The 23,277-nt window shown below is 42.5% G+C and carries 15 protein-coding genes and 8 pseudogenes; 5 read left to right on the forward strand and 18 right to left on the reverse strand.

Features of this window, described 5'->3' with window-relative positions:
* Nucleotides 1–65: 65 nt before the first annotated feature.
* From GCU48_RS02825 to GCU48_RS28765, 3 genes and pseudogenes are all read right to left on the reverse strand, one after another.
* A complete protein-coding gene (locus tag GCU48_RS02825) occupies nt 66–2,459 on the reverse strand; it encodes a polyprenyl synthetase family protein (protein WP_152378980.1) in 2,394 nt (797 codons plus the stop codon).
* Nucleotides 2,460–2,760: 301 nt separating this feature from the next.
* On the reverse strand, nt 2,761–2,892 hold the full coding sequence (locus GCU48_RS28595; RefSeq protein ID WP_280116422.1) for a hypothetical protein: 132 nt from the start codon (nt 2,890–2,892) through the stop codon (nt 2,761–2,763).
* 129 nt (nt 2,893–3,021) lie between these two features.
* Nucleotides 3,022–5,719, reverse strand: a pseudogene (locus tag GCU48_RS28765) (family 78 glycoside hydrolase catalytic domain).
* Nucleotides 5,720–6,124: 405 nt separating this feature from the next.
* On the opposite strand from GCU48_RS28765, the gene GCU48_RS29020 reads away from it, so the two are divergent.
* Complete coding sequence (locus GCU48_RS29020; protein ID WP_425280858.1) at nt 6,125–6,298, forward strand: IS3 family transposase; 174 nt, start codon at nt 6,125–6,127, stop codon at nt 6,296–6,298.
* Between the two features lie 111 nt (nt 6,299–6,409).
* Here the strand turns inward: GCU48_RS29020 and GCU48_RS02840 are convergent, their stop codons facing one another.
* The 7 genes and pseudogenes from GCU48_RS02840 to GCU48_RS02865 form a co-directional block, all read right to left on the reverse strand.
* Nucleotides 6,410–6,859 carry an ATP-binding cassette domain-containing protein gene (locus GCU48_RS02840; protein ID WP_152378981.1) on the reverse strand — a complete coding sequence of 150 codons (450 nt, stop codon included), beginning with the start codon at nt 6,857–6,859 and terminating at the stop codon, nt 6,410–6,412.
* Nucleotides 6,860–6,886: 27 nt separating this feature from the next.
* On the reverse strand, nt 6,887–8,008 hold the full coding sequence (locus GCU48_RS02845) for an IS4 family transposase (RefSeq protein ID WP_152378982.1): 1,122 nt from the start codon (nt 8,006–8,008) through the stop codon (nt 6,887–6,889).
* 84 nt (nt 8,009–8,092) lie between these two features.
* Nucleotides 8,093–8,287 (reverse strand): annotated as a pseudogene (locus GCU48_RS29025) (ATP-binding cassette domain-containing protein); the annotation flags it as partial.
* Nucleotides 8,288–8,572: 285 nt separating this feature from the next.
* A pseudogene (locus GCU48_RS29030) lies at nt 8,573–9,145 on the reverse strand (ABC transporter transmembrane domain-containing protein); the annotation flags it as partial.
* 200 nt (nt 9,146–9,345) lie between these two features.
* Entirely contained in the window at nt 9,346–9,774 is a 429-nt protein-coding gene (locus tag GCU48_RS02855; RefSeq protein WP_152378984.1) for a cysteine peptidase family C39 domain-containing protein, read from the reverse strand.
* On the reverse strand, nt 9,767–10,075 hold the full coding sequence (locus tag GCU48_RS27570; RefSeq protein ID WP_152378985.1) for a hypothetical protein: 309 nt from the start codon (nt 10,073–10,075) through the stop codon (nt 9,767–9,769). The genes GCU48_RS02855 and GCU48_RS27570 overlap by 8 nt, the downstream gene beginning before the upstream one ends.
* Entirely contained in the window at nt 10,068–10,376 is a 309-nt protein-coding gene (locus tag GCU48_RS02865) for a hypothetical protein (RefSeq protein ID WP_152378986.1), read from the reverse strand. Before GCU48_RS02865 ends, GCU48_RS27570 begins: the two co-directional genes overlap by 8 nt.
* On the opposite strand from GCU48_RS02865, the pseudogene GCU48_RS27575 reads away from it, so the two are divergent.
* Nucleotides 10,366–10,859 (forward strand): annotated as a pseudogene (locus tag GCU48_RS27575) (IS630 family transposase); the annotation flags it as partial. The gene GCU48_RS02865 and the pseudogene GCU48_RS27575 sit on opposite strands and share 11 nt — an antisense overlap.
* A gap of 90 nt (nt 10,860–10,949) precedes the next feature.
* On the opposite strand, the pseudogene GCU48_RS29035 reads toward GCU48_RS27575, so the two are convergent.
* Both GCU48_RS29035 and GCU48_RS29040 read right to left on the reverse strand, forming a co-directional pair.
* Nucleotides 10,950–11,255 (reverse strand): annotated as a pseudogene (locus GCU48_RS29035) (ABC transporter permease); the annotation flags it as partial.
* A gap of 411 nt (nt 11,256–11,666) precedes the next feature.
* Complete coding sequence (locus GCU48_RS29040) at nt 11,667–11,840, reverse strand: hypothetical protein (RefSeq protein ID WP_244316050.1); 174 nt, start codon at nt 11,838–11,840, stop codon at nt 11,667–11,669.
* Nucleotides 11,841–12,152: 312 nt separating this feature from the next.
* Between GCU48_RS29040 and GCU48_RS02885 the strand changes: the two genes are divergently transcribed.
* On the forward strand, nt 12,153–12,884 hold the full coding sequence (locus GCU48_RS02885; RefSeq protein WP_152378988.1) for a hypothetical protein: 732 nt from the start codon (nt 12,153–12,155) through the stop codon (nt 12,882–12,884).
* 154 nt (nt 12,885–13,038) lie between these two features.
* Nucleotides 13,039–14,398 (forward strand): annotated as a pseudogene (locus tag GCU48_RS02890) (IS1182 family transposase).
* A 114-nt stretch (nt 14,399–14,512) separates the two neighbouring features.
* On the opposite strand, the gene ltrA reads toward GCU48_RS02890, so the two are convergent.
* Together ltrA and GCU48_RS02905 are read right to left on the reverse strand one after the other, a co-directional pair.
* On the reverse strand, nt 14,513–15,913 hold the full coding sequence (ltrA, locus tag GCU48_RS02895; protein ID WP_152378989.1) for a group II intron reverse transcriptase/maturase: 1,401 nt from the start codon (nt 15,911–15,913) through the stop codon (nt 14,513–14,515).
* A 483-nt stretch (nt 15,914–16,396) separates the two neighbouring features.
* Nucleotides 16,397–16,618, reverse strand: a complete 222-nt coding sequence (locus GCU48_RS02905; RefSeq protein WP_152378990.1) for a hypothetical protein — start codon at nt 16,616–16,618, stop codon at nt 16,397–16,399.
* A gap of 224 nt (nt 16,619–16,842) precedes the next feature.
* Here GCU48_RS02905 and GCU48_RS27590 point away from each other — a divergent pair.
* A pseudogene (locus GCU48_RS27590) lies at nt 16,843–17,765 on the forward strand (IS3 family transposase); the annotation flags it as partial.
* On the opposite strand, the pseudogene GCU48_RS28775 reads toward GCU48_RS27590, so the two are convergent.
* From GCU48_RS28775 to licT, 4 genes and pseudogenes are all read right to left on the reverse strand, one after another.
* Nucleotides 17,762–18,740 (reverse strand): annotated as a pseudogene (locus GCU48_RS28775) (helix-turn-helix domain-containing protein). The pseudogenes GCU48_RS27590 and GCU48_RS28775 overlap by 4 nt on opposite strands.
* A 182-nt stretch (nt 18,741–18,922) precedes the next feature.
* On the reverse strand, nt 18,923–20,380 hold the full coding sequence (locus GCU48_RS02930) for a glycoside hydrolase family 1 protein (protein ID WP_152378994.1): 1,458 nt from the start codon (nt 20,378–20,380) through the stop codon (nt 18,923–18,925).
* A gap of 31 nt (nt 20,381–20,411) precedes the next feature.
* Nucleotides 20,412–22,322: a beta-glucoside-specific PTS transporter subunit IIABC gene (locus GCU48_RS02935; protein ID WP_152378995.1), complete on the reverse strand. Its 1,911-nt coding sequence runs from the start codon at nt 22,320–22,322 to the stop codon at nt 20,412–20,414.
* A gap of 107 nt (nt 22,323–22,429) precedes the next feature.
* Complete coding sequence (licT, locus tag GCU48_RS02940; RefSeq protein WP_152378996.1) at nt 22,430–23,263, reverse strand: BglG family transcription antiterminator LicT; 834 nt, start codon at nt 23,261–23,263, stop codon at nt 22,430–22,432.
* Nucleotides 23,264–23,277: the final 14 nt, after the last annotated feature.

A 23,277-nucleotide genomic window follows, 5' to 3' on the forward strand; every position in this document is an offset into this window, starting at 1 on the left:
ACCGCTGCTTTACTCTAACGCAAAATACCCCATCGCTTATATTAAGCAATGGGGTATGCTCTTTTTTAACGGTCCCGATTAACCATATAATTCATTAAATGCTTCAAAAAAGCGGTGTTGCGGGGCACCTCTTTCAACGCTTCCATAGCAAGACAATAGTGTTCCCACATCTCTTTGCTGGCACCTTCCTGACCCAGGATGGACACGAAATTCGAATTATTATTTTCAGAATCCTTGCCAATAGGTTTCCCAAGTAAGAGCAGATCTCCCTCCACATCAAGCAAATCATCTTTAATCTGAAAGGCAATCCCCGCATGGTAAGCGAATTTCTTCAAAGCAGCAATTTCCGGCTCCTTGACCTGTGCGAGCATGGCAGGCATAACCAGACAAGCCTCAAATGCTACTCCTGTTTTATAAAAGCACACCATATTTAGCTGCTTCAATGTCAATGCCTTTCCTTTTGAATCCAGATCCATCGCCTGCCCCATACACATATCCTCTGCCTTTTGAGCCGAGTATTGTATCAAGGCAAGTACAGTCTCAGCATTGAATTGGTCAAGTGACGATTGTTCTCCAATTGCTTTCTGGATCAGATACAGACCGGTTAATTCCGCCGTAGCGCTATTGTGCATCTGATGTAAAGTCAGACGTCCTCTGCGGGTGGATGCATTATCTTGGGTTGGCAGATCATCAAAGATCAGGGATGCGGTATGCATATACTCCAATGATCTCAGCAGTGGCACGATTGCTGATGGGTCCAGTCCATATTCGTTTACGCCCATCACCCAAGTTAATATAGGCCGTATGCGTTTCCCATCCCCTTCGAGACTGTAATTTGCAGCATCGATAAGCTGTTTTTTCATCGCCGGAATCCCTTGCGGTTTGGGAATTTTCAATTGGTTGTTAATCTGATGGCGAGCTGTTTTGAGTGTATTAAAAAAATCTTCCTTTTCTCTCGAATCGTTTTTCAGATAGGTAATCATCTGGTCCCGAAGCAGCTTATCGAAGAAATCAACATCATCTGCTTTTTGCACCATCTGCTGGATGAGACGATTGAATTCCGGATTTCCGGATGCAAAGATCCCCATGATCTCGTTATACTTTTCAGTACCTACACGTTCTTTGTAACGTTTGAGTCCATTCATTGCACGATCCAGTATCACCTCACGGGCCATAGCATCAGAATCATACACGTTGTGGATCAAGTAGGAAATGACCACCCAGTATAATTCAAAGGGGTTGATAAGATCCGAACGCTTGTCATGATATTTTAAATAGTAGGTGTAGGGTGTTACCGCACCCTCTCTCATATCGTCAACCATATCCGCAAAATCATCAGCTAACTGGTTATAGATACCATAAAAGAATGTTCGTTGCTCAAAGCCCTCATTCTCTGGAGCACCAATCACAGAACGAGCAATCAATCGGGAAGAAGAAGATTTTAAAATGACAGGTATATAAAGCTCTTCATTGGTGTAACCAGCTCGTGTCAGGACCTTCACGCGGTCGATATCCTGAGAATGAAAAAAGACATAGGACTGCTCGAAAAATGTTTGCTGTGTGTCCGGCCGCTGATGTTCCTTAATATACTCAAAAGCATCCGAGAGCTCCGAATGTATGTATTGAATTAACTTCATATTATTTCCGGTCCAATCGCCCAACTCAGGCACTGATCCCGTGAGAAGAGCGGCACGTATCATGCGGGAGTATTGTTCTTTCTCTTGAGCGGTCAATACCTGGGAATCGAGAAGATCATCAATGAAAGGGTAAGTTAGACCATAGGAATAACCAAGCCTGATGGCTTCATCCAGTCTGCGAGTACGTTCCGCAGCTGATACTTTATCGTCCATTTCTTCCATCACATGCAGAATAACCCCAATTATGATCTTAATCAGTTTGCGCTGGGCTTGCTCTGCATCCATTTCCTTTGGAATATGGGAGGATACGGATCTAAGTTTGTTGATTACCCAGATCGTGGCGGTTTCTATGCCTTCCTTCTGGGCCCACCGATACAACCCGGCCAAATTCATAAATGCTGGCTGGTCTCCCCCGTTTTCAGTGGTGGATTGAATCAAGTGTTTTTTTATGTCAACAATGGCATGCTGAATCCGGAGCTGTGTGTCAGGAGAATTCAGAGCTTTGCCTAAATCCCTCATATAAATATAGGAGACGCTTCGATCCAGGTAAGCATCCAATTTGCCTGTATAATTCAGCCATTGAATGTATCTGTGATAATCCCGAGTATCAGGTTTTCTCTGGGTCCGCGAAAAAAAAGATAACCATGAAGAATGATGAATATGATTCATTTTCCACATTTGAATATCCTCTGTCAGAGTAGTCACATAAGTCTTGTCTCTGACCTGTGTATAAAGTGATGCAAAATACTGAGCGGCCTTCTGCTCAGCTTGCTGATATCCTTTATCGGCATGATTAATAAATTTCTCATTCATACAATGCATTACCTCAACTTCTATTTTTGTTAAACATGGTTGCATGTCTTCCCTGACGGGAACGGATTCGGATCATGTTTTTATCTTTATACGGGAAAGAATCAATGAGGTTACGAAATTATCATACTGCTTGACAAAATGCTCTCCTTGGTTTAATCAAGCCGATGTAAAAAGCCCCGGCGCTTAGCACCGGAGCTGGTCACCATATGCTCCCTTCTTCGTAGGCGTTTCAATCACTTTTGCATCCACCAGTTCAGCAACTGTTAAAGTTTGTATGATCATTCCCCTTTCAGTATTCCAATGCCCACTTTCAACCCGCGAACTGATTTTTGAAAACCTGCGTTTGATCTAAAATCACCCACTGATTCAGCTCGTCGTATCCTTTTACATTTGCTGTGATCTGATGCTTCGGATACATCCACTCAGACGGCGTCTTTTTCAAGAATGTATCCTCCCTTTTGCCGGAGACAAAGGTGTCCCACAGCCTATCATTTCATCAGCCTTGAGCTTCTGAATTTGCAGCTATAACAAATATAGACGCCCGTTAGAATTGGACGTCCTTGTATATCCTTCATTTCCTCAACTGCTTGTTTCGGATATTTTGCGGGGTGGCGCCATACGCCATTTTGAACTTTTTATAGAAAAAGCTCATGCTGTTATATCCAACTTGTTTAAACGACGGATATTGCATAGCAATGGTCTTCTGTAATGCATCCGGCTCCATAACTCCCGGAAGTGTAATTTCAGCGGTCGTATTATGCGGGACGTGAACCGTCATCTGCATTTCTTCATTCACGATTTCCCAATGGACTTCAAGCGCACCATATGGCGTCTCCAGTTTCCCGTGGGCGGAAGTAAGATTAGCAGGCGGTTTGGGAGCTATTCGTGATTTTTTATAACCCGCTTCAAGCAGGTTGATTCCGGAAATATTTTGGTACATAAAGTCTCCAACCGAACCGTACGAATAGTGATTGAACGAATTCATATCCGTACTCCAGAACGAGCCGTCCACTTTGATGCTGTCCCAATGCTCCCACATGGTCGTCGCCCCCCGTTCAACCTGATAGAGCCATGAAGGATAATCATTTTGAAATAAAATCTTGTAAGCTACATCCGCATAGCCATTGTTGGATAAAACCAGACATAGGTAGGGTGTGCCCACAAAGCCGGTGTCCAGATGCATATCTTTTTTTTCTAAGAGCCGCACAAGCTCCTGAATCACTTGCTTTTTATATTTTTCCGGCACCAATCCGAAGTGCAAAGCCACAACCTGTGCAGTCTGGGTATTGGAGGTCAGTTGGCCAGCGTCATCGAAATAACGGTCCGCAAAAGCAGTTTTAATCCCCTCATGCAAGCTTCTATATGTGCTGTAATCGGTATAACGATTAAGCAGTTTGGCCGTCTGCGCCAAAATATGAGTCGAATACGCAAAGTATGCAGTCGCTACCAGCGTTCCATCTGTGGCCCCAAAATAGCTTCCTTCCTCGCTATCCAGCGCCAGCCAGTCTCCAAGCTGCAAGCCGGTATCCCAAAGATGTTCTTCGTTCCCCTGGGCGCGGATGTAGTCCACCCATGCTTTCATACTGTCATACTGCTGAGCTAAAATTTGCTTATCCCCATAGCATTGATATAGGGTCCACGGACATATAACCGCCGCGTCTCCCCATGCCGCCGTTGTTTTGTCCATGTTGTCGGCAAAGGTTCCTTTAAGAACATCCGGCACTACAAAAGGCACTGCCCCCATTCTCCAACTGGTTGTAAGCCAAATCCTTTAGCCACTTTCGGAAGAATGAAGCCGCATTCATATTAAAGCTGGCCGTTCTGGCAAAAATCTGTGCATCACCGGTCCAGCCTAATCGTTCATCGCGCTGTGGGCAATCGGTTGGCACATCCAGGAAGTTCCCCTTTTGCCCCCACACAATATTGTGCTGTAGTTGATTGAGCTTCGGGTCGGATGTCTCAAACCATCCGATCGTCTCCATGTCCGAATGCAAAACAACTCCCGTAAAATCTTCAATTGTAACGCCATCCGGGAAACCCTCAAGCTTCACATATTGAAAGCCTTGAAAAGTGAAATGTGGCCGAAATATCTCCGTCCCCTTCCCGCTGCAAATATACGTAATCTGCTGCGCTGCATCGCGAATATTATCCCTGTAAAAGTTCCCTTCCTGATCCAGCACTTCACCATGAACCAGCTTCAAAACTGTACCTGCGGGAGCTTCAACTTTAAATTCCAGCCAGCCTACCATATTTTGACCCAAGTCAAGCACCAGCTCGCCTTTGGGGGTCCGAATGAGTTCAACAGGCTTCAATCGGTTCATCACACGGACAGGCTCGTTTTCCTGAGCAACCAGATGACTGAATGGGAACGGGACGACCTGCATCTTTTTCCGTTCGGTTAAAGAGCTATGTTTGGCTGTCCCCTGTTCAAGTCGGGCATCATAGATTTCGCCGTTATAAATATCCGACATTAAAATGGCACAGCTCGTTTCCTCCCAGGAAGAATCAGAGCATATGAGCTCAGAACGGCCATCTTCATAGCTAATCTTCATTTGCAGCAGCAATGCATTCGTGTTCCCGTAGGTGTCCTTGCGCTTCTGCCAGCCCAGATAACCGCTATACCAGCCTTCACCCACCGTTGCTGTGATTTGATTATGTTGTTCTCGAATGGCAGCAGTCACGTCATAAGCCTGCACCTGGACACGATCGTTATAATCCGTCCATCCCGGGGTAAAGTAAGCATCGCCCACTCTTTGTCCATTTAGCTCCAGTTCATACAGACCAAGGCTTGTAGCATAAATGACTGCTTTTATCACTTTTCCCTCAACGGAAAAGCACTTGGAAGCGGCAAAAGGAGCCCTTGTTTGAAACTGTTCATTTATGCTCCGCTCTTTCACAGTGATCCACTGTGCCTTCCAGTCCTGCTCATAGAGCAGCCCCATTTCCCAAAAGCCGGACTCACTCCATTCCGATTCTTCCGGCTCCGTGTCACCCGCTCCCTGAGCCCATACTTTTACCCGATAATAATATCGTTGTCCTGATTCCAGCGGAGGACCTTCATATGGAAACAAAATGGATTGATCCGAATAGGCAAAATGATTCCAGATCAGCGGTTCAAATGTGGGATGAACAGATACCTGCAATTGAAACCGTTTTTGGGAAACATATATTTTGTCAGATTCAATCTGCCAACTTAACCGCGGCTTTAGACAACCTAGTCCAATCGGATTATTTAAATGTTCGCATCTAAGCGCTTTCACTTTTAGCATTCTTATGTCCTCCCTGAGGTCTTCTTTTGTGTTCCTATACTCAAATTAAAACGCTTCCATTGATTGTGCGCAATGTTGTATCCCTGCATGTTATATGCTTGATTTACAGGTGTTGAAATTACAAACCTGATATCAAATCTTAAAATGGGTCTATTAGAAAAATATGTACGTTTGCAGAGCAGCTTCACACATAAAAAAGCCTGAATCCGTTTGGGACGGACTCAAGCTTGATTTTTACTAAGAAAAAACTGCTCAAATAGAAAAAAAGGCAAGAAGGAAACGGAAGGTTCAGGGCATAGTGACCAAGGGTTTCAGTATACATCTCGTCAATATAACAAGCGTCTTAAAAGATACAAAATGATCGCCAGTATGTCCAGAAAGGGAAACTGTTGGGATAACGCATGTATGGAGAACTTCTTTAGCCATTTCAAATCGGAATGTTTTGATCGCTACACTTTTCGAACAGGTGAGGAAGTGAAACATGCTGTCCAAAGTTACATCCATTTCTACAACCACCAACGTTTTCAACAGAAATTAAACAACCTAAACCCGTATGAATATCGGACTCAGGCTGCTTAATGTTGCTTTTTTATTACTGTCTACTTGACAGGGGTCAGTTCATTCATGAGGGGCGACTCTTTTTATCCTATTTTGGTTAATCAACAGGCCTGATAATGAACTTTAAAAACACTATTTTTTTTCATATAATTCTCTATAATAATTACTATTTTGAAGCAGTTCCTCATGAGAACCATAAGAAACTATTTTACCATTATTCATCACAATAATTTTATCAAATCTAGTAATGTTGGCCAATCTATGGGCAATAACTAGAATAGTTGAATCCATCTTAAATAATTTATCAATTACCTTATTCTCCGAAATATTATCTAAGGAACTTGTTGGTTCATCCATTAAAATCAATTTGGGGTTCTTTAAAACAGCTCTAGCTATACATAATCGTTGTTTCTGACCACCTGATATATTATTTCCATCCTCAGATATGATTGTGTCTAATTTTGACGGAAAGCTTTGTACAAACTTTTCTAAATTTGCATTTAAGATAGCTTGTTTGATTTCTTCTCCATCTGCATTACGCCCCATTAATATATTTTCTTTAATAGTTCCATTAAATAACACGCCTGTTGAATAACCAAAATAAGTAACTCAATTCATGAAACAAGAGGTGCACTGAAGAAGAACGCGCTGAATCTGAATCAGCCATTCAACAGGTAAGTTTTGAAGAAGAAATAGACGAGAAAATCGCGCAAAGGAAAGAACGGCATGTTGGGGCCATGAAGTCTGAGCAGCAACAAATAGCCAATTGAGCAGGACATAGACGATTAGAGCACAGAATAATTGCCCATAGACCGCATTTTCAGTCGTACCAAACAGCGTTGGGATATTCAAATGTTGCTTGATCCAACGAAAGAAGACTTCAATCTGCCATCGAGCCTTATAGATCTGTGCGATTTGTTCTGCGGTCACCTGCATTAAATCGGTAACCACCCGAATTTCCCGACCTTCAAAATCCCGAAACATCACCACACGATGACGTTGTGTGGAACGACACTGAGGGGTTCCCAACTGGCAAGTGATATCCCGAATGACGGATGAATCTGGCTTCGTAAGGCGGCGTAGCGCATGAGGCTTTTCCAAATGGACGTTGTCGCGAAGCCGAATGACAAACGATTGTCCATGGGTTTTGAAGTGATCCAGACGCTCCAGTTTCCCATAAGCACGGTCCATCACCAAAATGTAGTCCGGTTGAGCCAACGCTTCACTCATGGGGCCATCATGCTTGGAGCCCAGCGTTTCGACCACCTGAAGGGGTTGCCCATTTTCTGCTCGTAAAGCGACATGAAGTTTAATACCTGCACGCTCCCCGTGATAAGGAGCCCAAGGCAAACGCGTTTTTCCCACCGTCATCGTGGTTGAATCGATGAGTAATAATTCTTTTGGGAAAGTCAGTTTCCGACGTGCTTCCCGGTTACATTTGCAAACAAGTAGATGGAAAAGTTCCTTAAATACGGAAAACGGGACTTCGGCGGCTTTGGTTGAAAAGCGTGAGTAGTGGACGACAGGCAAGCCACAGAGAGCCGCATAATCTACGCTGGATCGATAGCTACCCCATTGTTCCAACGCAGCCATGCACCAGTATTGGAGTAAATGGTACACCGTAAACTTGCGGGCTTTGTCTTCATAACCTATTAACTTCACAACCCTTTGAACTTCTTCAGGAGTCAGCATGGATTGAAGGATAGATGTAATCGTGATAGAATTTTTCATGAGATCGTCTTCTTTCGGATTCGTTTGGATGGTACCAACGATTCTACAGAAAAGACGATCTTTTTTCTACCATTTTGTGGTTATTCAACAGGCGTGATTAAATAACATACTTTCTTGCAATACAATACCAAGTTGCTTACGATAAAATCTTTTATTCACATTCTGATTATTAATATGTTGATTTCCTACTTTTATAATCCCCTTTGTTGGTTCATATAGACCTGCAATTAGCATTAACAATGTTGATTTTCCCGATCCAGACTCTCCAACTACAGCTACTTTTTCCCCACTTTTTATATCAATATTAATTTCTTTTAATACATAATCAGAAAAATAATCATATTTAAAAGAAATGTTGTTTAAACTTATATCTCCATTTTGAAGTTTAATATTTTCTACACAATCATCGCGATTCTCTGTTTTAGAATCAATAATATCCAGTAATTGATTGATATAGATTTTCGCTGCTGATAACTGCAAATAGGAGTTGGCAATTGATAACATTGGTGATAAAAAAGAAGCTCCCAATGCATTAAAAGCTACAATAGTACCTATACTTAACCCTTCTTCTCTTCCTAATAATATTCCAACTACAAATATTATCAATGAATAGGTTACTTGAATTGTTGATGGAATATTCCCAAGAACTGAGTCTATCCGAGCTTTCTCCTTCTCCAATTGGAGTTGTTTTTCAAACCCAATAGCCCATTTATTAAATGTCTCTTCCTCAGCACCAACAGCTTTAATTGTCGAAATATTACTAACAATTTCGCCAGTGATATTTTGCACATCCGTTATAGTCGTTATTTGTGTCTGGTTTTTCCTTATGAGTATTTTAGTATTAAAAATAGAAATACTCACCAAAACAAAGCCTAGAATGACTGTAATTAAAGTAAGCTCAACAGAATAGAACAGCATTAATAGAAAATATAAAATGAGGAATACCGCATCAATAAATAGACTTATCATTTGTGTAGATAGTAATGCTCTAATATATTGATTGCTATTTACTGTAAAGATTAACTCGCCTTTTCCTCTACTAACAAAAAATTTTAATGGCAACTTCATTAAATGTGAAACCGTTTTCGATGTTAACATTTTATCAAAATTATTTTGAAAGAACGTGATAATTCTCATTTTGACTAAAAGAATAATAAAAAGCGATGATAAGAAATAAAACTATAACTAACTTTCTATAATTTTCAATATTATTATAGTTATCAATTAGTTGCTTCATATAAATGGGAATATATAGTGTTAATATTTGCATCAAAAAGGAAAACACTATTGTCCATATAAGTGCTTTTCTATTTTCCTTTATTATATTCATTAAGCTCTTATTTTTTTTCCGTTTCTTCTTTTCTTTTTTTTTCGACAATAGAACAAATGATAACATTTGAAAATGATCTTTCAAATTCCTCAGTCGGTATCCTCAGTTTCCCTTTGGCAGGATCGACGATTACTACTTTTTTATTTTTAAACTTTTCAACTATTACAAAATGGTTAGTATTCCAATGAGCAATAAATGGCTCTTTAATTTCAGCCAATTCTTTTATATTGTTCACTTTCATTGCCTTTGTAGGTACATTGTATTTATGTGAGATTTCAATCATTTGACTCACATTAAATCCGCCTGTTGGAACCCCATATATTTCACGAAGCTCAGTCAGTGATATCCCTTGGGCAAAGTAATCAATCATCATAGCCACACATGCAAGACCACATTCTGAATGTTCGTAACTTGCAATAAAATTAATTTTACTCATGATTCTTTCCTTTTTTAAAATAAATAAAAAGTGCTAACCCACTAATAAATACTGAATACAAATTAATCAGTTCCGTGTTCTTATAAAATATAGTAATAAACTCTAAAACAACTCCCAGAACCAAACTTCCCATAAAAATATAATCATATTTTGTTATTTTTGAATTGTACAAAAATAATAGATAACTCAGTATTCCATAAATTAATCCTTGCGATTCACTATTTGTAAATAAAGTAGATACCGAGATTAAAAAAAATAAGATTAATATTGTAACAACAAATTTTTTATTTAATTTAACCACTTGCCTCTACTCCTTTCTTTAGCAATTCATCAATATAATCCTGAAAATTCTCACAATTTATCATACCTGACTTAACCCAATACTCAGTTTCACCAGTACTTCGATCCATACTTAATAGCATCATTTGATTTTTACGGTACCTATCAAAAAGACTTTCATTAAACTTATTTGAATTTATTTTGCACTCCCAGTTCTTTATAGTTTTAGTTACAAGAAGGGGGAGCTCTTTCTCAACATCTTCTAATAATACTATTTCAGAATCTGTTTCTAGACCATCGGGAATAAAATTCGTCAGCTTCACCATAGCAACCTATACGCTGGCCAATGCCGACGAGGAGGCGCAGGCTTATTTTCGCAAGCATACTTTCGCACAACTCAAGAAGCAGGTGGAAGCTGAAGAGATCGATCATCTGGCTGTTTGAAGACGAATCCATGATTCGTTCCTATCAAGCGCTTCAATACAACTGGTTTCCGCAACGGAAAGCAACGCCAAGTGCCAACGTACGGCAAACATGAAGGCGCCAAGTTATTTGGAGCGATCAACTACGAAACCGGACAGGTGCATCACCGTGAAGAAGAAAAGGCTGATGTGGAGGCCTTTATTCGCTTCCTCCAAGATCTTCTGGCGGCGTACCCTATCGGGAAGATGGCTATGATTCTGGACAACAGCCGGATTCATCATGCCACGGGGTTGCAGCCTTTTTTAAAGGAGCATCCGCGTCTGCAACTCGTCTTTCTGCCGCCTTACAGTCCAAACCTGAATCCGGTCGAAAGATTATGGTTGTGACTCAAATCCGATGTGGTCAACAACGTCTTTTTTGAGAAGTTTTATAACTCAACTATAATGGTTACTAACAAATATTTTTAAAAAAATCTAAATTTTATACGCCTTCATGACCTTTCTTAGCTCTTTGAATGTAGGGCGTTTGCCGTACATTAAGACGCCAGTACGGTAGATTTTGGCGGCAAACCAGCCGAAGAACAGAATAGATGCAACCAGAATAGCAAGGGACACCCAGATTTCCAGCAGGGTCGCCCGTTCCAGACCAATTCGCAGCAACATGACGGTCGGCGAGAAAAATGGGATGTACCCGGCAACCTTGACGAACATCGTGTCAGGTGCGGCGGTGTTGAAGATGCCGATATAAAAGGCCGCCAGTGACAGTACAGTAATCGGCATCGGCCTGCCTCAGAGGGACTGTTCACTTCTCGGCTGTCCACGGTAACAGGCGTACTAATTTCACGGACTTGCTCACGGGTCAAGGTATTTCTGCCGATCATGGCATTGACCTTTGCCTCCTGAAGTCCGGTTTGCAGCAATGTGATTACAGCCGGGGACGGCTCTTTTTCAACCGATACATACTCTACCTTGGGAAAAGCTTCTCCCGTTGCGGTAGGCCGCGCAAACTCCACATAGCCTTGCAGCTCCCCGTCTTTCAAAGCTAGCTGCATTGCTGGAGCTTGTGCGTTGTCATAACGCACCCAGATAGCTACCGGGTCGGGCTGAGCCTTCGTAAATTGCTCCATCTGATCCGCGATCTCAGTCTGGCTTCCGGCGATCAGTCCCAAACGATGATGCTCAGCAGCGAATTTACCGGCCCCCCCCTGCGCCACCCATCCCTTCTCCCTTAAACAAAGAAATCAGATATGGCAGATTCATGCCAATCGTAATGAGCAATGCCAGTACCAGCGTTGTAATGACAAAAGATTTGGTTCTCGCCTTCTGGCGAAACGTAAAACCGATAACCGTACCCAGTCTATTCATGAGAATCACCGACCTCTCGTATGAAAATTTCATTCAGCGTAGGCTCTTTAATTTCAAAATGCTCTACATCCGTTTGCTTTTTTTCGGGCCGGGGGCAGCAGGGGTTCAAGGATATTCCATTCTTCATCCGTTAACTCATATCTTCGTCTCATATTCCTTATTCTACTAGATTTTTACGAGTTGTACAGTTTGCGTACAGACCCTAGTATAGAAAAAAGGAATATTTTTTCTTTTTACAAAAAACTATTCCCTTTTTGTGAATATTGTTATATGTTAAGTAGGTAACAAAAACCATTATTTGGATGGATTTCTTTGAAAAAGAAAAATATTGCGTTGTTTGCTCTATCAGTAGCCCTATTTTCTGTTCCAGTTGTATCTGTTGCAAATGCTGAGGTAACTAATTCTAATATTGCTGTTAGTGAGTCAGCTACTTCACAACCCGAAGTAGTTAAAGCCTACATAACTACAGACAGTGGTTTGGAAGAAATCTCGTTAAATGAGTATCAAAAACTTCTTTCTCAAGAACAGCCACAGACAGTCACAGCTCAAGTTTATGATAGCGGAAATAAGATTAGTCCAATGGCTGATACTGGTCTTGATTTTGTTTCTAAGCGTAAATTAATTCAGTCCGTATATTATCCTAGCCGATTACAAGTAGATCAGAAAAGCGATGTAACTGACTATATTAAAAATAAAAGTAAAACTACCACAGTAACCCAAATGGTATCTTGGCAAAAAAGTTTTACGTGGAGTGCGAATATGACCTTTTCTATTAAATGGTCTGACGCAATAACTCAAGTGCTAGGAGGTGGCTGGTCAACTACTGATTCCTATACTTATTCTAGTTCTCTAACTGTTAAGCCTGGTTATCAAGCAAAACTGCAATTTACCCCTCTTTATAAAGTAGTTACAGGAGACCTAGTTGGTTATAATTATGTGGATACGGTATTAGAGCGCATCCGCAATGTTACCATCAAGACCCCTGTTAAACTTGTGGGTGGTAAAGTACAAGGTGTAATCACTGTAGTAGAAACAAAGCTATAGTAATTAATTGATAATGTAAAAGAAGAAGGCCTAGTCCTTCTTCTCAGGCTGTCGAGAAAGTCTCGACAGCCTATTTTATGTTGATTTTGTTTAAGACGACACCGCGTTAATGTTGTATAATATAGGTAACTATTGTAGAACGGACGGTGTTGATATGCTGCGACCTCATCGAGACAAGCAACAATCTTTTGAATTGGTTTCTCTGGAAGAGCTGGTACCGCAAGATCATCTGCTTCGCAAAGTGGATAAATATATAGACTTCTCCTTTATTCATGAGAAGGTAAGCATGCTGTATTGTGCGGACAACGGGTGTCCTGCCATTGATCCTACCGTGTTGTTTAAAATGATCTTCCTCGGTTATTTCTATGGCATTCGCTCAGAACGGCAGCTTGAGCGGGAGATTCAGACCAACCTGGCCTATCGCTGGTTCCTGGGGCTGGGCTTAACGGATAAAGTTCCAGACCACACCACCATAAGCTGGAATCGTCGCACTCGCTTTAAAGACACCACGATCTTTCAAGATATCTTCGATGAAATTGTGCTGCAGGCGATCTCTCACCGAATGGTGGGCGGACGTGTTCTCATCACCGATTCCACACACGTCAAAGCCAATGCCAACAAACACCAGTACACCAAAGAGCGAGTATTACAGAATACCAAAGACTATATGGATGAGCTGAACGCAGCGGTAAAGGAAGACCGGAGAAACCACGGAAAAAAGCGTTAAAATCCCGAGAGGAAGTGAACGAAGAAAAAGAAGTGAAAGTGAGCAAAACAGACCCGGACAGCGGTTATATGATCCGTGATGGCAAGCCTGAAGGCTTCTTCTATCTGGACCACCGTACGGTGGATATGAAGTACAATCTGATTACCGATGTGCATGTAACGCCGGGGAATGTACATGATTCCGTCCCCTATTGTCCCGTTTGGATCGCCAAAGAGAACGTTTTGGTTTTCAAGTCGAAGCCGTTGCACTAGATTCAGGCTATTTAACGACGCCAATTTGCCGAGGTTTGCAAAACCGAAAGATTTTTGCCGTGATTGCTCATCGAAGATTCCATCCTAAACAAGGACTGTTTCCGAAATGGAAGTTTGAATACGATGCCAAACGCAATGTGTATAGATGCCCAGCTCAACAGGAACTGTCTTACCGAACGACGGACCGTAAGGGATACAGGCAGTATGCGTCTGACCCAGCCCAGTGTTGGCATTGTCCGCTGCTGGGCCAGTGTACCCAGTCTCAGAACCACCGTAAAGTGGTGACTCGCCATGTCTGGGAGGACAGCAAAGAATGGGTACGGAGCAACCGGCTGAGCCCATCCGGGAAACAGCTGTACCGCAAACGAAAAGAGACGATTGAGCGAAGCTTCGCGGATGCCAAAGAGCTCCATGGGTTTCGCTATTGCCGTTTGCGCGGACTTCCGAACGTCAAGGAACAAGCCCTTATAACCGCAGCCGTGCAGAACATGAAGAAGATAGCGATTCACCTGGATCGCCTGGAGAAACAGGGGTAACCCCCCGTTTTTCCCAGATACCAGACCATTATGATGTAATCGAGTAGGAGGCTACCCATTAGTTGAGTAGCCGACCTCTCACACCACCGTACGTACCGTTCGGTATACGGCGGTTCAACCGTTTAAGTACAATTGACGTAGACGCTCGTACTGCGCAGGGAAGTCATAATACCCTGCCTGTACGAGCCTTTTGTTTGTAACCGAGCGTTGCATTATCGCACTTCCGGCAATGCGCCAGTACCCCAGACGGGTGTTTCCCCATGGGTAGGCCTGCCCCTCCGGTACTCCCAGCTTTCGCAGGTTCCGTACCTTCGTTCTCGGTTTCTTCCACTCTTTCCAGATGTACATGCTCATTCGTCTTCGCAGCCATTCATTCCAACTTTGCAGGATTCGCTTCATGTCGGCTACATAGAAATAACCAATCCATCCGCGAATGTAGACCTTGACGTTTTCCATCACCTGCCTGGCATTCCTGCCTTGACTCCGGCTCGTTAGCTCTTTCAGTTTCCTCTTTGCCTTCGTGAGGGATTGCGGGTGAACCCGAATGTACATCCCGTTTCTGTTCTTTCCCAAGGCGAATCCAAGAAATTTGAAGTGCTTTCGTGCCACGGCACTGACGACCTTGCTTTTCTGCGCATTCATCTGGAGTTTTAGCTTGTTCTCCAGATACGTCCGGCTTGATTTCAATAGCCGCGTTGCTGCTCGCTTGCTCTTTGCCAGTACCACGATGTCATCCGCGTACCGAATGAACCTCACGCCTCGGCTTTGCATCTCCTGATCGAATTCGTTCAGATAGATGTTCGCTAAAAGCGGCGACAGCGGCCCACCCTGCGGAGAACCTTCTTCTGTTTTGCGGCGTATTCCGTTTTCCATCACTCCGCTCTTCAGGTACTTTTTAATCAGGCCCGTCACGCGCTTGTCCTGAATTTGCTTGCGCAGGAGGTTCATGAGCAGTTCATGGTTCAGCGTATCGAAATACTTCGAGAGGTCGATTTCTACCGCATGGCTATAACCCTGCTCCGCATAAGTCTTCACTTTTCGAATCGCTTGCTGGGCACTTCGCCTTGGGCGATAGCCGTAGCTTCCTTCCGAAAAGAGCGGCTCAAACAGCGGTTGCAGTTGCTGGGCAATGGCTTGCTGGATGATGCGATCTACGACCGTCGGGATGCCGAGCTTTCGGACTCCGCTTCCATCTGGTTTGGGGATGTTCTTGCGTCGTACCGGGCTTGGCTTGTATTTTCCATCCCGGATGCTTCCCAAGAGTTCCACTCTGTTCTCCCGCAGCCACGGCAATGCCGCCTCGACGGTCATTCCGTCGATTCCCGGCGCTCCGTGATTGCGCTTGACTTGCTGGTAGGCTCTGTTCAGGTTGTTCCTGTCCAGTATCTTTTCCAGCACGTCGCTTGCACCGCCTCTTTCCCTACTTTCCCGAGTGCCGATGCTCCGCGCTCCTGCATACTCTTCGCGTTCCACGCTATCCCTTTGCAGGTAGCCCTTTCGGTATTCTGCTTTCATCACACCGACTCTCCTTCCTGTTTGTACTCAAGACCTACGATTGTTCAGCCCTTTCCGAAAAAAAACTTCCGGTACTATGGCCTCTGCTGACTTCTCACAGCAAGCTTTACTCCGTCTTTCAGATAATATTTTTTTTCCTACACAACGTCTGTGAGACCTCCCCGGGTAAGAGCGATAACCTTCCCCTCATCTATCTGTCACATTTACATCATGGAATTCGGGCAGTATTGGACTTCACTTTGTCTCGCAAGCTCGTCCGTTCCATCATGCCTTCTATGTGATTTCTGTTCGTCAGACCGAGGGTTTGCCTCCGGCTTCCTTCAGATTCTGCCTCGCGGCAGACACCCTTGCCCTTGGCTAACAGTTCCTACTGCCAAGCCTGTAGCGGACTTTCACCGCCAAGTTATCGCCCATGCCGGGCGCACAAGAAAAAGAAACCCGCGTCTCAAAAGACGGGGTTTCTCGACAATCTGAGAAGAAGGCTTAGGCCTTCTTCTTTTTTTTAAAATATTCATATTCACTTACAGCTAAGTAGGCTACTCCAATAATCAAAGCTATTACGGCAAAAACCTTTAAAGAATCAAACGTTACATTATAATCAGGATTTAACGTTCCGGCTCCTATAATTGCTGAACAAAGAAAATAAGAAGAATATAATATAGCAGATATAAAACAAAATATTGTTCCTGTGGCTGCCCTATTCATTGTCATCCCCCTTTATAATATTTTGTAATCAACCCCAAAAAATATAAACACGATTATTATAATCCAAAAGGTTATACACATCAACTTTTGGAGATGTGTATCAACAGCCCTCTCACCTATTGACCACCTAATTTAATGTTACCTGGATCGGCTACACTTAGTTGGACAACAAAAATGGGGGCTTGTAGAATAAACCTATTACACTAAGGAGCGGATCATCTACAATGCCAAAACAACAACGTCGAACCTTCACCTCAGAATTTAAAAAGCAAATGGTGCAACTCTATGAAAACGGGAAATCTCGGGCAGCGATTGTGGAGGAATATGGCCTCACAGCTTCAGCTTTAGATCGCTGGATCAAGCAAGCTCAGACGTCAGGCTCCTTTAAGGAGAAAGACAATCGTTCTTCAGATGAAAACGAACTGTTGGCTTTGCGAAAAGAGAACCAGCGTTTGAAGATGGAGGTCGATATTTTAAAGCAAGCCGCGCTGATCATGGGACGAAAGTAGCTATCATCCAGAACAATCGTGATAAATACTCGGTATCAGCAATGTGCTACGTCCTGCAAATCGCAAGAAGTACGTTTTACTACGAAGCCAAAGAACAGGCAACCGAAGACGATGTAACCGAAGCGGTTGTGGATATCTTCCACAAAAACCGAAAAGCCTATGGCACGCGCAAGATCAAAATCAAGCTCCATGAGCGCGGATTCGTGGTGTCCAGGTGGCGGATCGGTCGAATCATGTAAGAACATGGACTCGTTTCAACCTACACGGTGGCACAATATAAGCCCTATAAAACCGCCTGTAATGAAGCGGCTACAGCCAACATCCTGAATCGTGAATTTGACCAAACCGAGACCAGGCGCTTCGTCGTCAGCGACCTGACCTATGTGAAGGTTCAGCACCAGTGGCACTACATTTGTGTACTCGTTGACCTGTTCAATCGAGAGATTATCGGTCATAGTGCAGGTCCGAACAAGGACGCTGCTCTGATTTCTCGCGCCTTTGCCACAGTACAGGGTGATCTGCATCAAATTCAGTGGTTTCATACAGACCGTGGCAGTGAATTTAAAAATGAAAAGATGGACGAGCTTCTGGAAACCTTTGAGATCGGTCGTTCTCTGAGCATGAAAGGCTGTCCCTATACAATGCCGTAGCAAAATACTTTCTTTATTGCCGACGGCTTCACTCCGTATTCACGGAAAAATTGCTCCGAAAATGCACTCACATTGCTATACCCTGCAGCCATCGCAGCCTCTGTCACATTGCTTTCTTGGCTTCGTAGCAGCTTCATCGCGTAATCCAGACGAATTTGGCGCAAATATTCAAATACAGTAGTTCCAAAGCACGCTTTGAACCCTTTTTTTAATTTAAAGTCGTTAAGGCCAACTTTTCTGGATAATGTGATCAGTGAGGGAGGATCAATCATGCTGGATTCAATGATTTGCCGGGCCCGATGCAGCTTTCTGACATCTTCTTTGGACAACCCTTCAGGCATGGGCGTTAAATCAAATAATTGAATCATATACCTGTTTAAAATCTCTAATGCCGCTGCCTCCATTAATAAAGGGGATCTATTCACACTTTTCATATCCTTGATCAAATGCTCAATCATCACTTTGCTTCTGTGATCCAGTTCAAAACTAAAATGATGAAATGCAGCTCCCTTGATAATTTGATCAAATTCAATGGCTGCCTGCTGACGAGCCAGCAGCTGCGTGGCTGCATAATTAAACAATGAGACGGGGATGCCGAGTGCAAATGATGTGTATTGCTCATGAACCGGAGGCTGAAAATATGCTTTAAAATCCTGCAAAAAAATAAGTGCCCCCCGTCCTATCGGGAGCGTATATTCCAGACCATCCACATTGACATAGCGTTGACCGGAAAGCGCAAATTGAAGCTCAATCATTTGTCCACTGGAGGCAAACTGGGTCGGGTATGGATCATAATATTGAATATGTGAATACACAATTTTCAATTCCGCTATATGTTGTAACCCGGTAAATATGCCCATGACCCGCTTCCGGTAAAATCATATAGGTATGTTCATTCTGTTGCTTAAACGGAGTTTTTTCCAAATAGCGCTGGTATATTAATGATAATGAACTTGAATTCACAAGCATTCACCTCAAATGTATTCATTCAGCCTGGTCCTATAAATGAGAATCATTATCAATAATCATAGCTGAATATGAGCGATTTGACCAGGTCTCCAGACTGTTTTCATTCCAGGGAAATGCAACAGCGCGTACCCATGGAGCATCGGCACGCGCTGGCTATATCTTTTTTAAAATCCAATTTAATCCAACTGCTCTCCATTTGTTTCTATTACGTTCTTATACCAATAGAAACTCTTCTTCTTGGATCGGGCAAGTGTCCCTTTGCCTTCATTATCCTTGTCAACATAAATGAAGCCATAACGTTTTTTCATTTCGCCGGTTCCTGCACTTACCAGATCAATACATCCCCACGGAGTATAGCCTATTAAGTCCACTCCATCAGCAATCGCTTCTTTCATTTGCTCAATGTGTTGTTTCAGATAATCAATTCGATAATCATCGTGAATTGAGCCGTCTTCTTCCACTGTATCCACGGCGCCCAGACCATTTTCAACAACCATTAACGGGATTTCATATCGGTTATAAATGTTATTGAGGGACCATCTTAATCCCTGTGGATCAATTTGCCAATCCCAGGCACTTGCTTTCAAATGAGGATTCTTCAAGCCCAAGGATAAATTTCCTCCCACCTTCTCCTGGTCGGGATCGGCACTGACACAGGTAGATGAATAATAACTGAAGGTATAGAAATCTACGCGGCCTTCTTTTAAGATGTTCTCATCCTCTTCTTGCATGTTGATCTGAATGTTATGATCGCTAAAATAGCGTTTGGCAAATCCCGGATAAGCTCCTCTTACTTGAACATCTGAGCATAGGAAATTACTCAAGTTATCCTTTTGTTGGGCCAGCAGAACATCATCAGGATGACAAGTAAGTGGATAGGAACACATATAAGCAATCATACAGCCGATTTTAAAATCCTTGTTGATTTCATGCCCCAGCTTTACCGCCTTTGCACTGGCAATAAATTGATGATGCAAAGCTTGGTACAGAACCTGCTCATTCTTCACTGTAGCATGGGCAAGCTCCCCATTTCCCTCCGGCATCATAGCTCCAGCCATGAACGCGCCAAATGACAAGGTTAAAATATTGATTTCGTTAAAGGTTAACCAGTATTTCACGACATCTTTATATCTGTTAAAAAGCACTTCACAATATCTCACATAAAAATCTACGACCCTGCGATCTGACCAGCCATTATATTTTTGGGTCAAATGAAACGGTGCTTCATAATGGGAGATTGTAACCAACGGCTCAATATTGTACTTTTTCAATTCTGCGAATACACGATCATAGAACTGCAAGCCTTGCTCATTCGGCTCGGCATCATCTCCGTTAGGAAATATTCTTGACCAGGCAATGGACATTCTAAAGACCTTGAATCCCATTTCCGCAAATAAGCGGATATCCTCTTGATAGCGGTGGAAAAAATCAATAGCCTGGTGGCTCGGATAGTTCACTCCTTCTTCCAGTACAGGTGTAATTCTGCGGGAAGTCGTATGCGTTCCGGCTGTAATTACATCAGCGGTGCTTAATCCTTTACCTTCTTCATTATACCCACCTTCAAATTGGTTGGCAGCCGTTGCCCCTCCCCATAAAAATCCTTGTGGAAATTCCAATTTCGTTGTATTCTTCATTGTTTAATTCCTCCTATATATTTAATCAGGATTAGACCACAACGGTCAATAAATCCTCTTGATACCCAATCGACTTCTTCTCTGTTTCAATGACATCCAGGTAATTCGCAGTATTGGCAACGATAACAGGTGTGGTCAGCACATAACCTGCCTCTTTGATAGCTTCCATGTCAAATTCCATGAGCAGTTGGCCTTTTTTAACAGCATCCCCCTGTTTTACTTTGGGATAAAAATGTTTGCCTTTTAATTTAACCGTGTCCTTGCCTACATGGATGAGGACCTCAACACCGTGATCACTTGTAATTCCGATCGCATGACCTGACGAAAATAAGGATGTTAATACACCATCTACAGGTGAAATGACCTTGCCTTCGGAAGGTTCAATGGCAATCCCTTTACCCAGAGCACCTGTCGAAAAGGCTTCATCTGTTACTTCAGATAAAGACTTCACTTCACCTTTTAATGGACTGATCACCGTCTCTTGTTTTACTAAAACTTCTCCTTTAGCTGCTCCTGCTGTGCTGTCTTTTTTAGCTTCTTTCACTTCATCATCCTTAAATCCCCCAAAGAACATAAGCAAAAAGCCTAATACAAAGCTTACCAGGATACCAATAACTGCTCCATAAAATCCGCTGTCCATTCCGGCTGGACTGATATAGCTCGGAATCGCGAAAATACCCAATCCGCCAATGATGTAACCTTTCGTTCCCATCGCTCCTATAATACCGCCGCCTACTGCAGCCGCTATACAGCTTAAAATAAATGGTTTCTTGCGTGGTAATGTAATCCCGTAAATCGCTGGTTCTGTAACACCAAAAATCCCCGAGATAACAGCTGGAATGGAAAGTGATCTTAGTTTTACATTTTTGGTTTTAAGCAGAATCGCCAGTACAACGCCCGTCTGCGCAAAGGAAGCTCCGAGCGTCGCCGCAAGAATCGGATCGAATTTAAGCACTGCCAAGTTGTTCATAGCGATAGGAACAAGACCCCAGTGTAATCCAAAAATAACAAATACTTGCCAGAAAGCGCCCATGATTATGCCTTCAATAATAGGACTTAAGTTATATACAAAGAGGGTTGCTGCCCCAAGTAGTTGACCTGCCCAAGTCGAGAGAGGTCCAATCACAATCAAAGCTAAGGGTACAATAACTAACAATGTGAAAAACGGAACCAGAAATGTCCTTATCACGCTAGGGATGACCTTTTTAAAGAAGTTCTCTATTTTTGAGCCTACATAGGTGGAAATAATAATCGGAATAACGGTAGACGCATAGCTCATCAGAATGACCGGAATGCCCAAAAATGTTATATATACTGGTGATTCAAATATAGTACCGCTAAATAGGGTATATAGTGGCTTGCCCGAGGCTGTTATCGTGCTAAATGTCGGATAAACAAGCGATGCCCCTATGGCCATACCTAAAAAAATGTTGGCATTGAACTTTTTAGCCGACGTATACCCCAGAAAAATAGGGAAGAAGTAAAATAAACAATCTCCTAAAGCATTGAGAATTTCATAGGTACCTGATGTTTTGGCAAGCAAGCCCAGAGCTAATAATAAAGCGGTGAGTCCCTTGATCATCCCCGTGGCGCTTAACACACCCAGCGTGGGTGTAAATACGCCTGAAATAGTATCAATAAATCTATTAAATAAACTCACCTTTTCATCTGATGCTACTTCTGAAGATCCTGCCTGGAAACCACCTATCGCAGTAACATCAGCATAAACCTCAGGTACATGATTCCCGATAACAACCTGGTATTGTCCACCACTCTTTACCACAGTGACAATACCATCCATATTTTTCAAAACCTCTGTGTTGGCTTTACTTTCATCTTTTAGTTTGAAACGCAAACGCGTAATACAATGAGTTAGACTATTCACATTTTCTTGGCCGCCGACATTCCTGATGATGTCTTTTGCTAATGTCTCATACTTCATCGTAAGTACCCCTTTATTTGTTTTTATAAAAAAAGGCGAAACCAAACAGATCAAAATTCGATCTAGGTTGGTTTCGCCTGCATTACCAGTAACAATCCAAGTGTTATTCAATTTTGTCTTTGGGTCACACGCTGAATATGAATCGTTATATACAGTTTTTCCTCGTCTGACAATACCGTGTTCAAGTATTTCTCGATTTTCAGCATGCAGCCGTAGGCCTTTTTGTACTTTGCTTTCACTTGTCTCCACAAAAAGTCGTCTTGCAGCTCTACCTTTTCTTTTTTATTTAATCGCTGAAAGAAGAATCTTAAATGTGTAATAAATCGCTCATAACTGATCGAGTGTTCATCTATGGTGGTATTATAAGAGTATTTAATAATATTTAAGATATCGTGTATTTTTTGAGTTTGCTGAGCAACATCTGCTACCTTATTGCAGGAGCTGTTTACTTGAGCATTTATTAAATGAAGGGCCATATTACCTGCTTCATCTTCCGACAAGCGTTTGCCTGTTTCGTCTTCAATGAACTCCAGTGCTTTTAATCCAACCCCAAATTCTTTGGGGTAAAATTTTTTGATTTCCCAAATTAACGGATTTGCATTTTTAAGCCCTTCATCAAACATTTTAAATGCATTGTGCATGTGATCCGTAAGCGAAACATATATATAATCGCTCAATTGTGCTTCTAATATGCTTTTTGCATATTCAATGATGTCATAGCATAACGAAACATATTCTGTAGGAACATCCTCTAACAATAATTTAAATTTCTCTGAAGCATCTTTCTGTTTAAGCACAAAGACCTTTTCAATTAGATGTTCTTCTACTTGTTCTCCTGCACTCTTTTTGAATGCAATACCACGACCCATAACAACAAATTCATCCCTTTTTGAATCTTTGGCTATTATGGCGTTATTATTAAATATCTTCGTTATGATCATCTAACTGCCCCCTT

The organism is Paenibacillus brasilensis (assembly GCF_009363115.1).
In the GTDB taxonomy this organism is placed as follows: Bacteria; Bacillota; Bacilli; order Paenibacillales; family Paenibacillaceae; genus Paenibacillus; species Paenibacillus brasilensis.

Excerpts from the sequence above, each read along its gene's own strand:
- GCU48_RS29040 (WP_244316050.1), bottom strand. The coding sequence starts at position 11,840 with ATGAATAGACTGGGTACGGTTATCGGTTTTACGTTTCGCCAGAAGGCG.
- GCU48_RS02930 (WP_152378994.1), bottom strand. The coding sequence starts at position 20,380 with ATGAAGAATACAACGAAATTGGAATTTCCACAAGGATTTTTATGGGGA.
- GCU48_RS29020 (WP_425280858.1), top strand. The coding sequence starts at position 6,125 with ATGGAGAACTTCTTTAGCCATTTCAAATCGGAATGTTTTGATCGCTAC.
- GCU48_RS02905 (WP_152378990.1), bottom strand. The coding sequence starts at position 16,618 with ATGAATAGGGCAGCCACAGGAACAATATTTTGTTTTATATCTGCTATA.
- GCU48_RS02845 (WP_152378982.1), bottom strand. The coding sequence starts at position 8,008 with ATGAAAAATTCTATCACGATTACATCTATCCTTCAATCCATGCTGACT.
- GCU48_RS02825 (WP_152378980.1), bottom strand. The coding sequence starts at position 2,459 with ATGCATTGTATGAATGAGAAATTTATTAATCATGCCGATAAAGGATAT.
- ltrA (WP_152378989.1), bottom strand. The coding sequence starts at position 15,913 with ATGAAAGCAGAATACCGAAAGGGCTACCTGCAAAGGGATAGCGTGGAA.
- GCU48_RS02855 (WP_152378984.1), bottom strand. The coding sequence starts at position 9,774 with ATGAGTAAAATTAATTTTATTGCAAGTTACGAACATTCAGAATGTGGT.
- licT (WP_152378996.1), bottom strand. The coding sequence starts at position 23,263 with ATGATCATAACGAAGATATTTAATAATAACGCCATAATAGCCAAAGAT.
- GCU48_RS02935 (WP_152378995.1), bottom strand. The coding sequence starts at position 22,322 with ATGAAGTATGAGACATTAGCAAAAGACATCATCAGGAATGTCGGCGGC.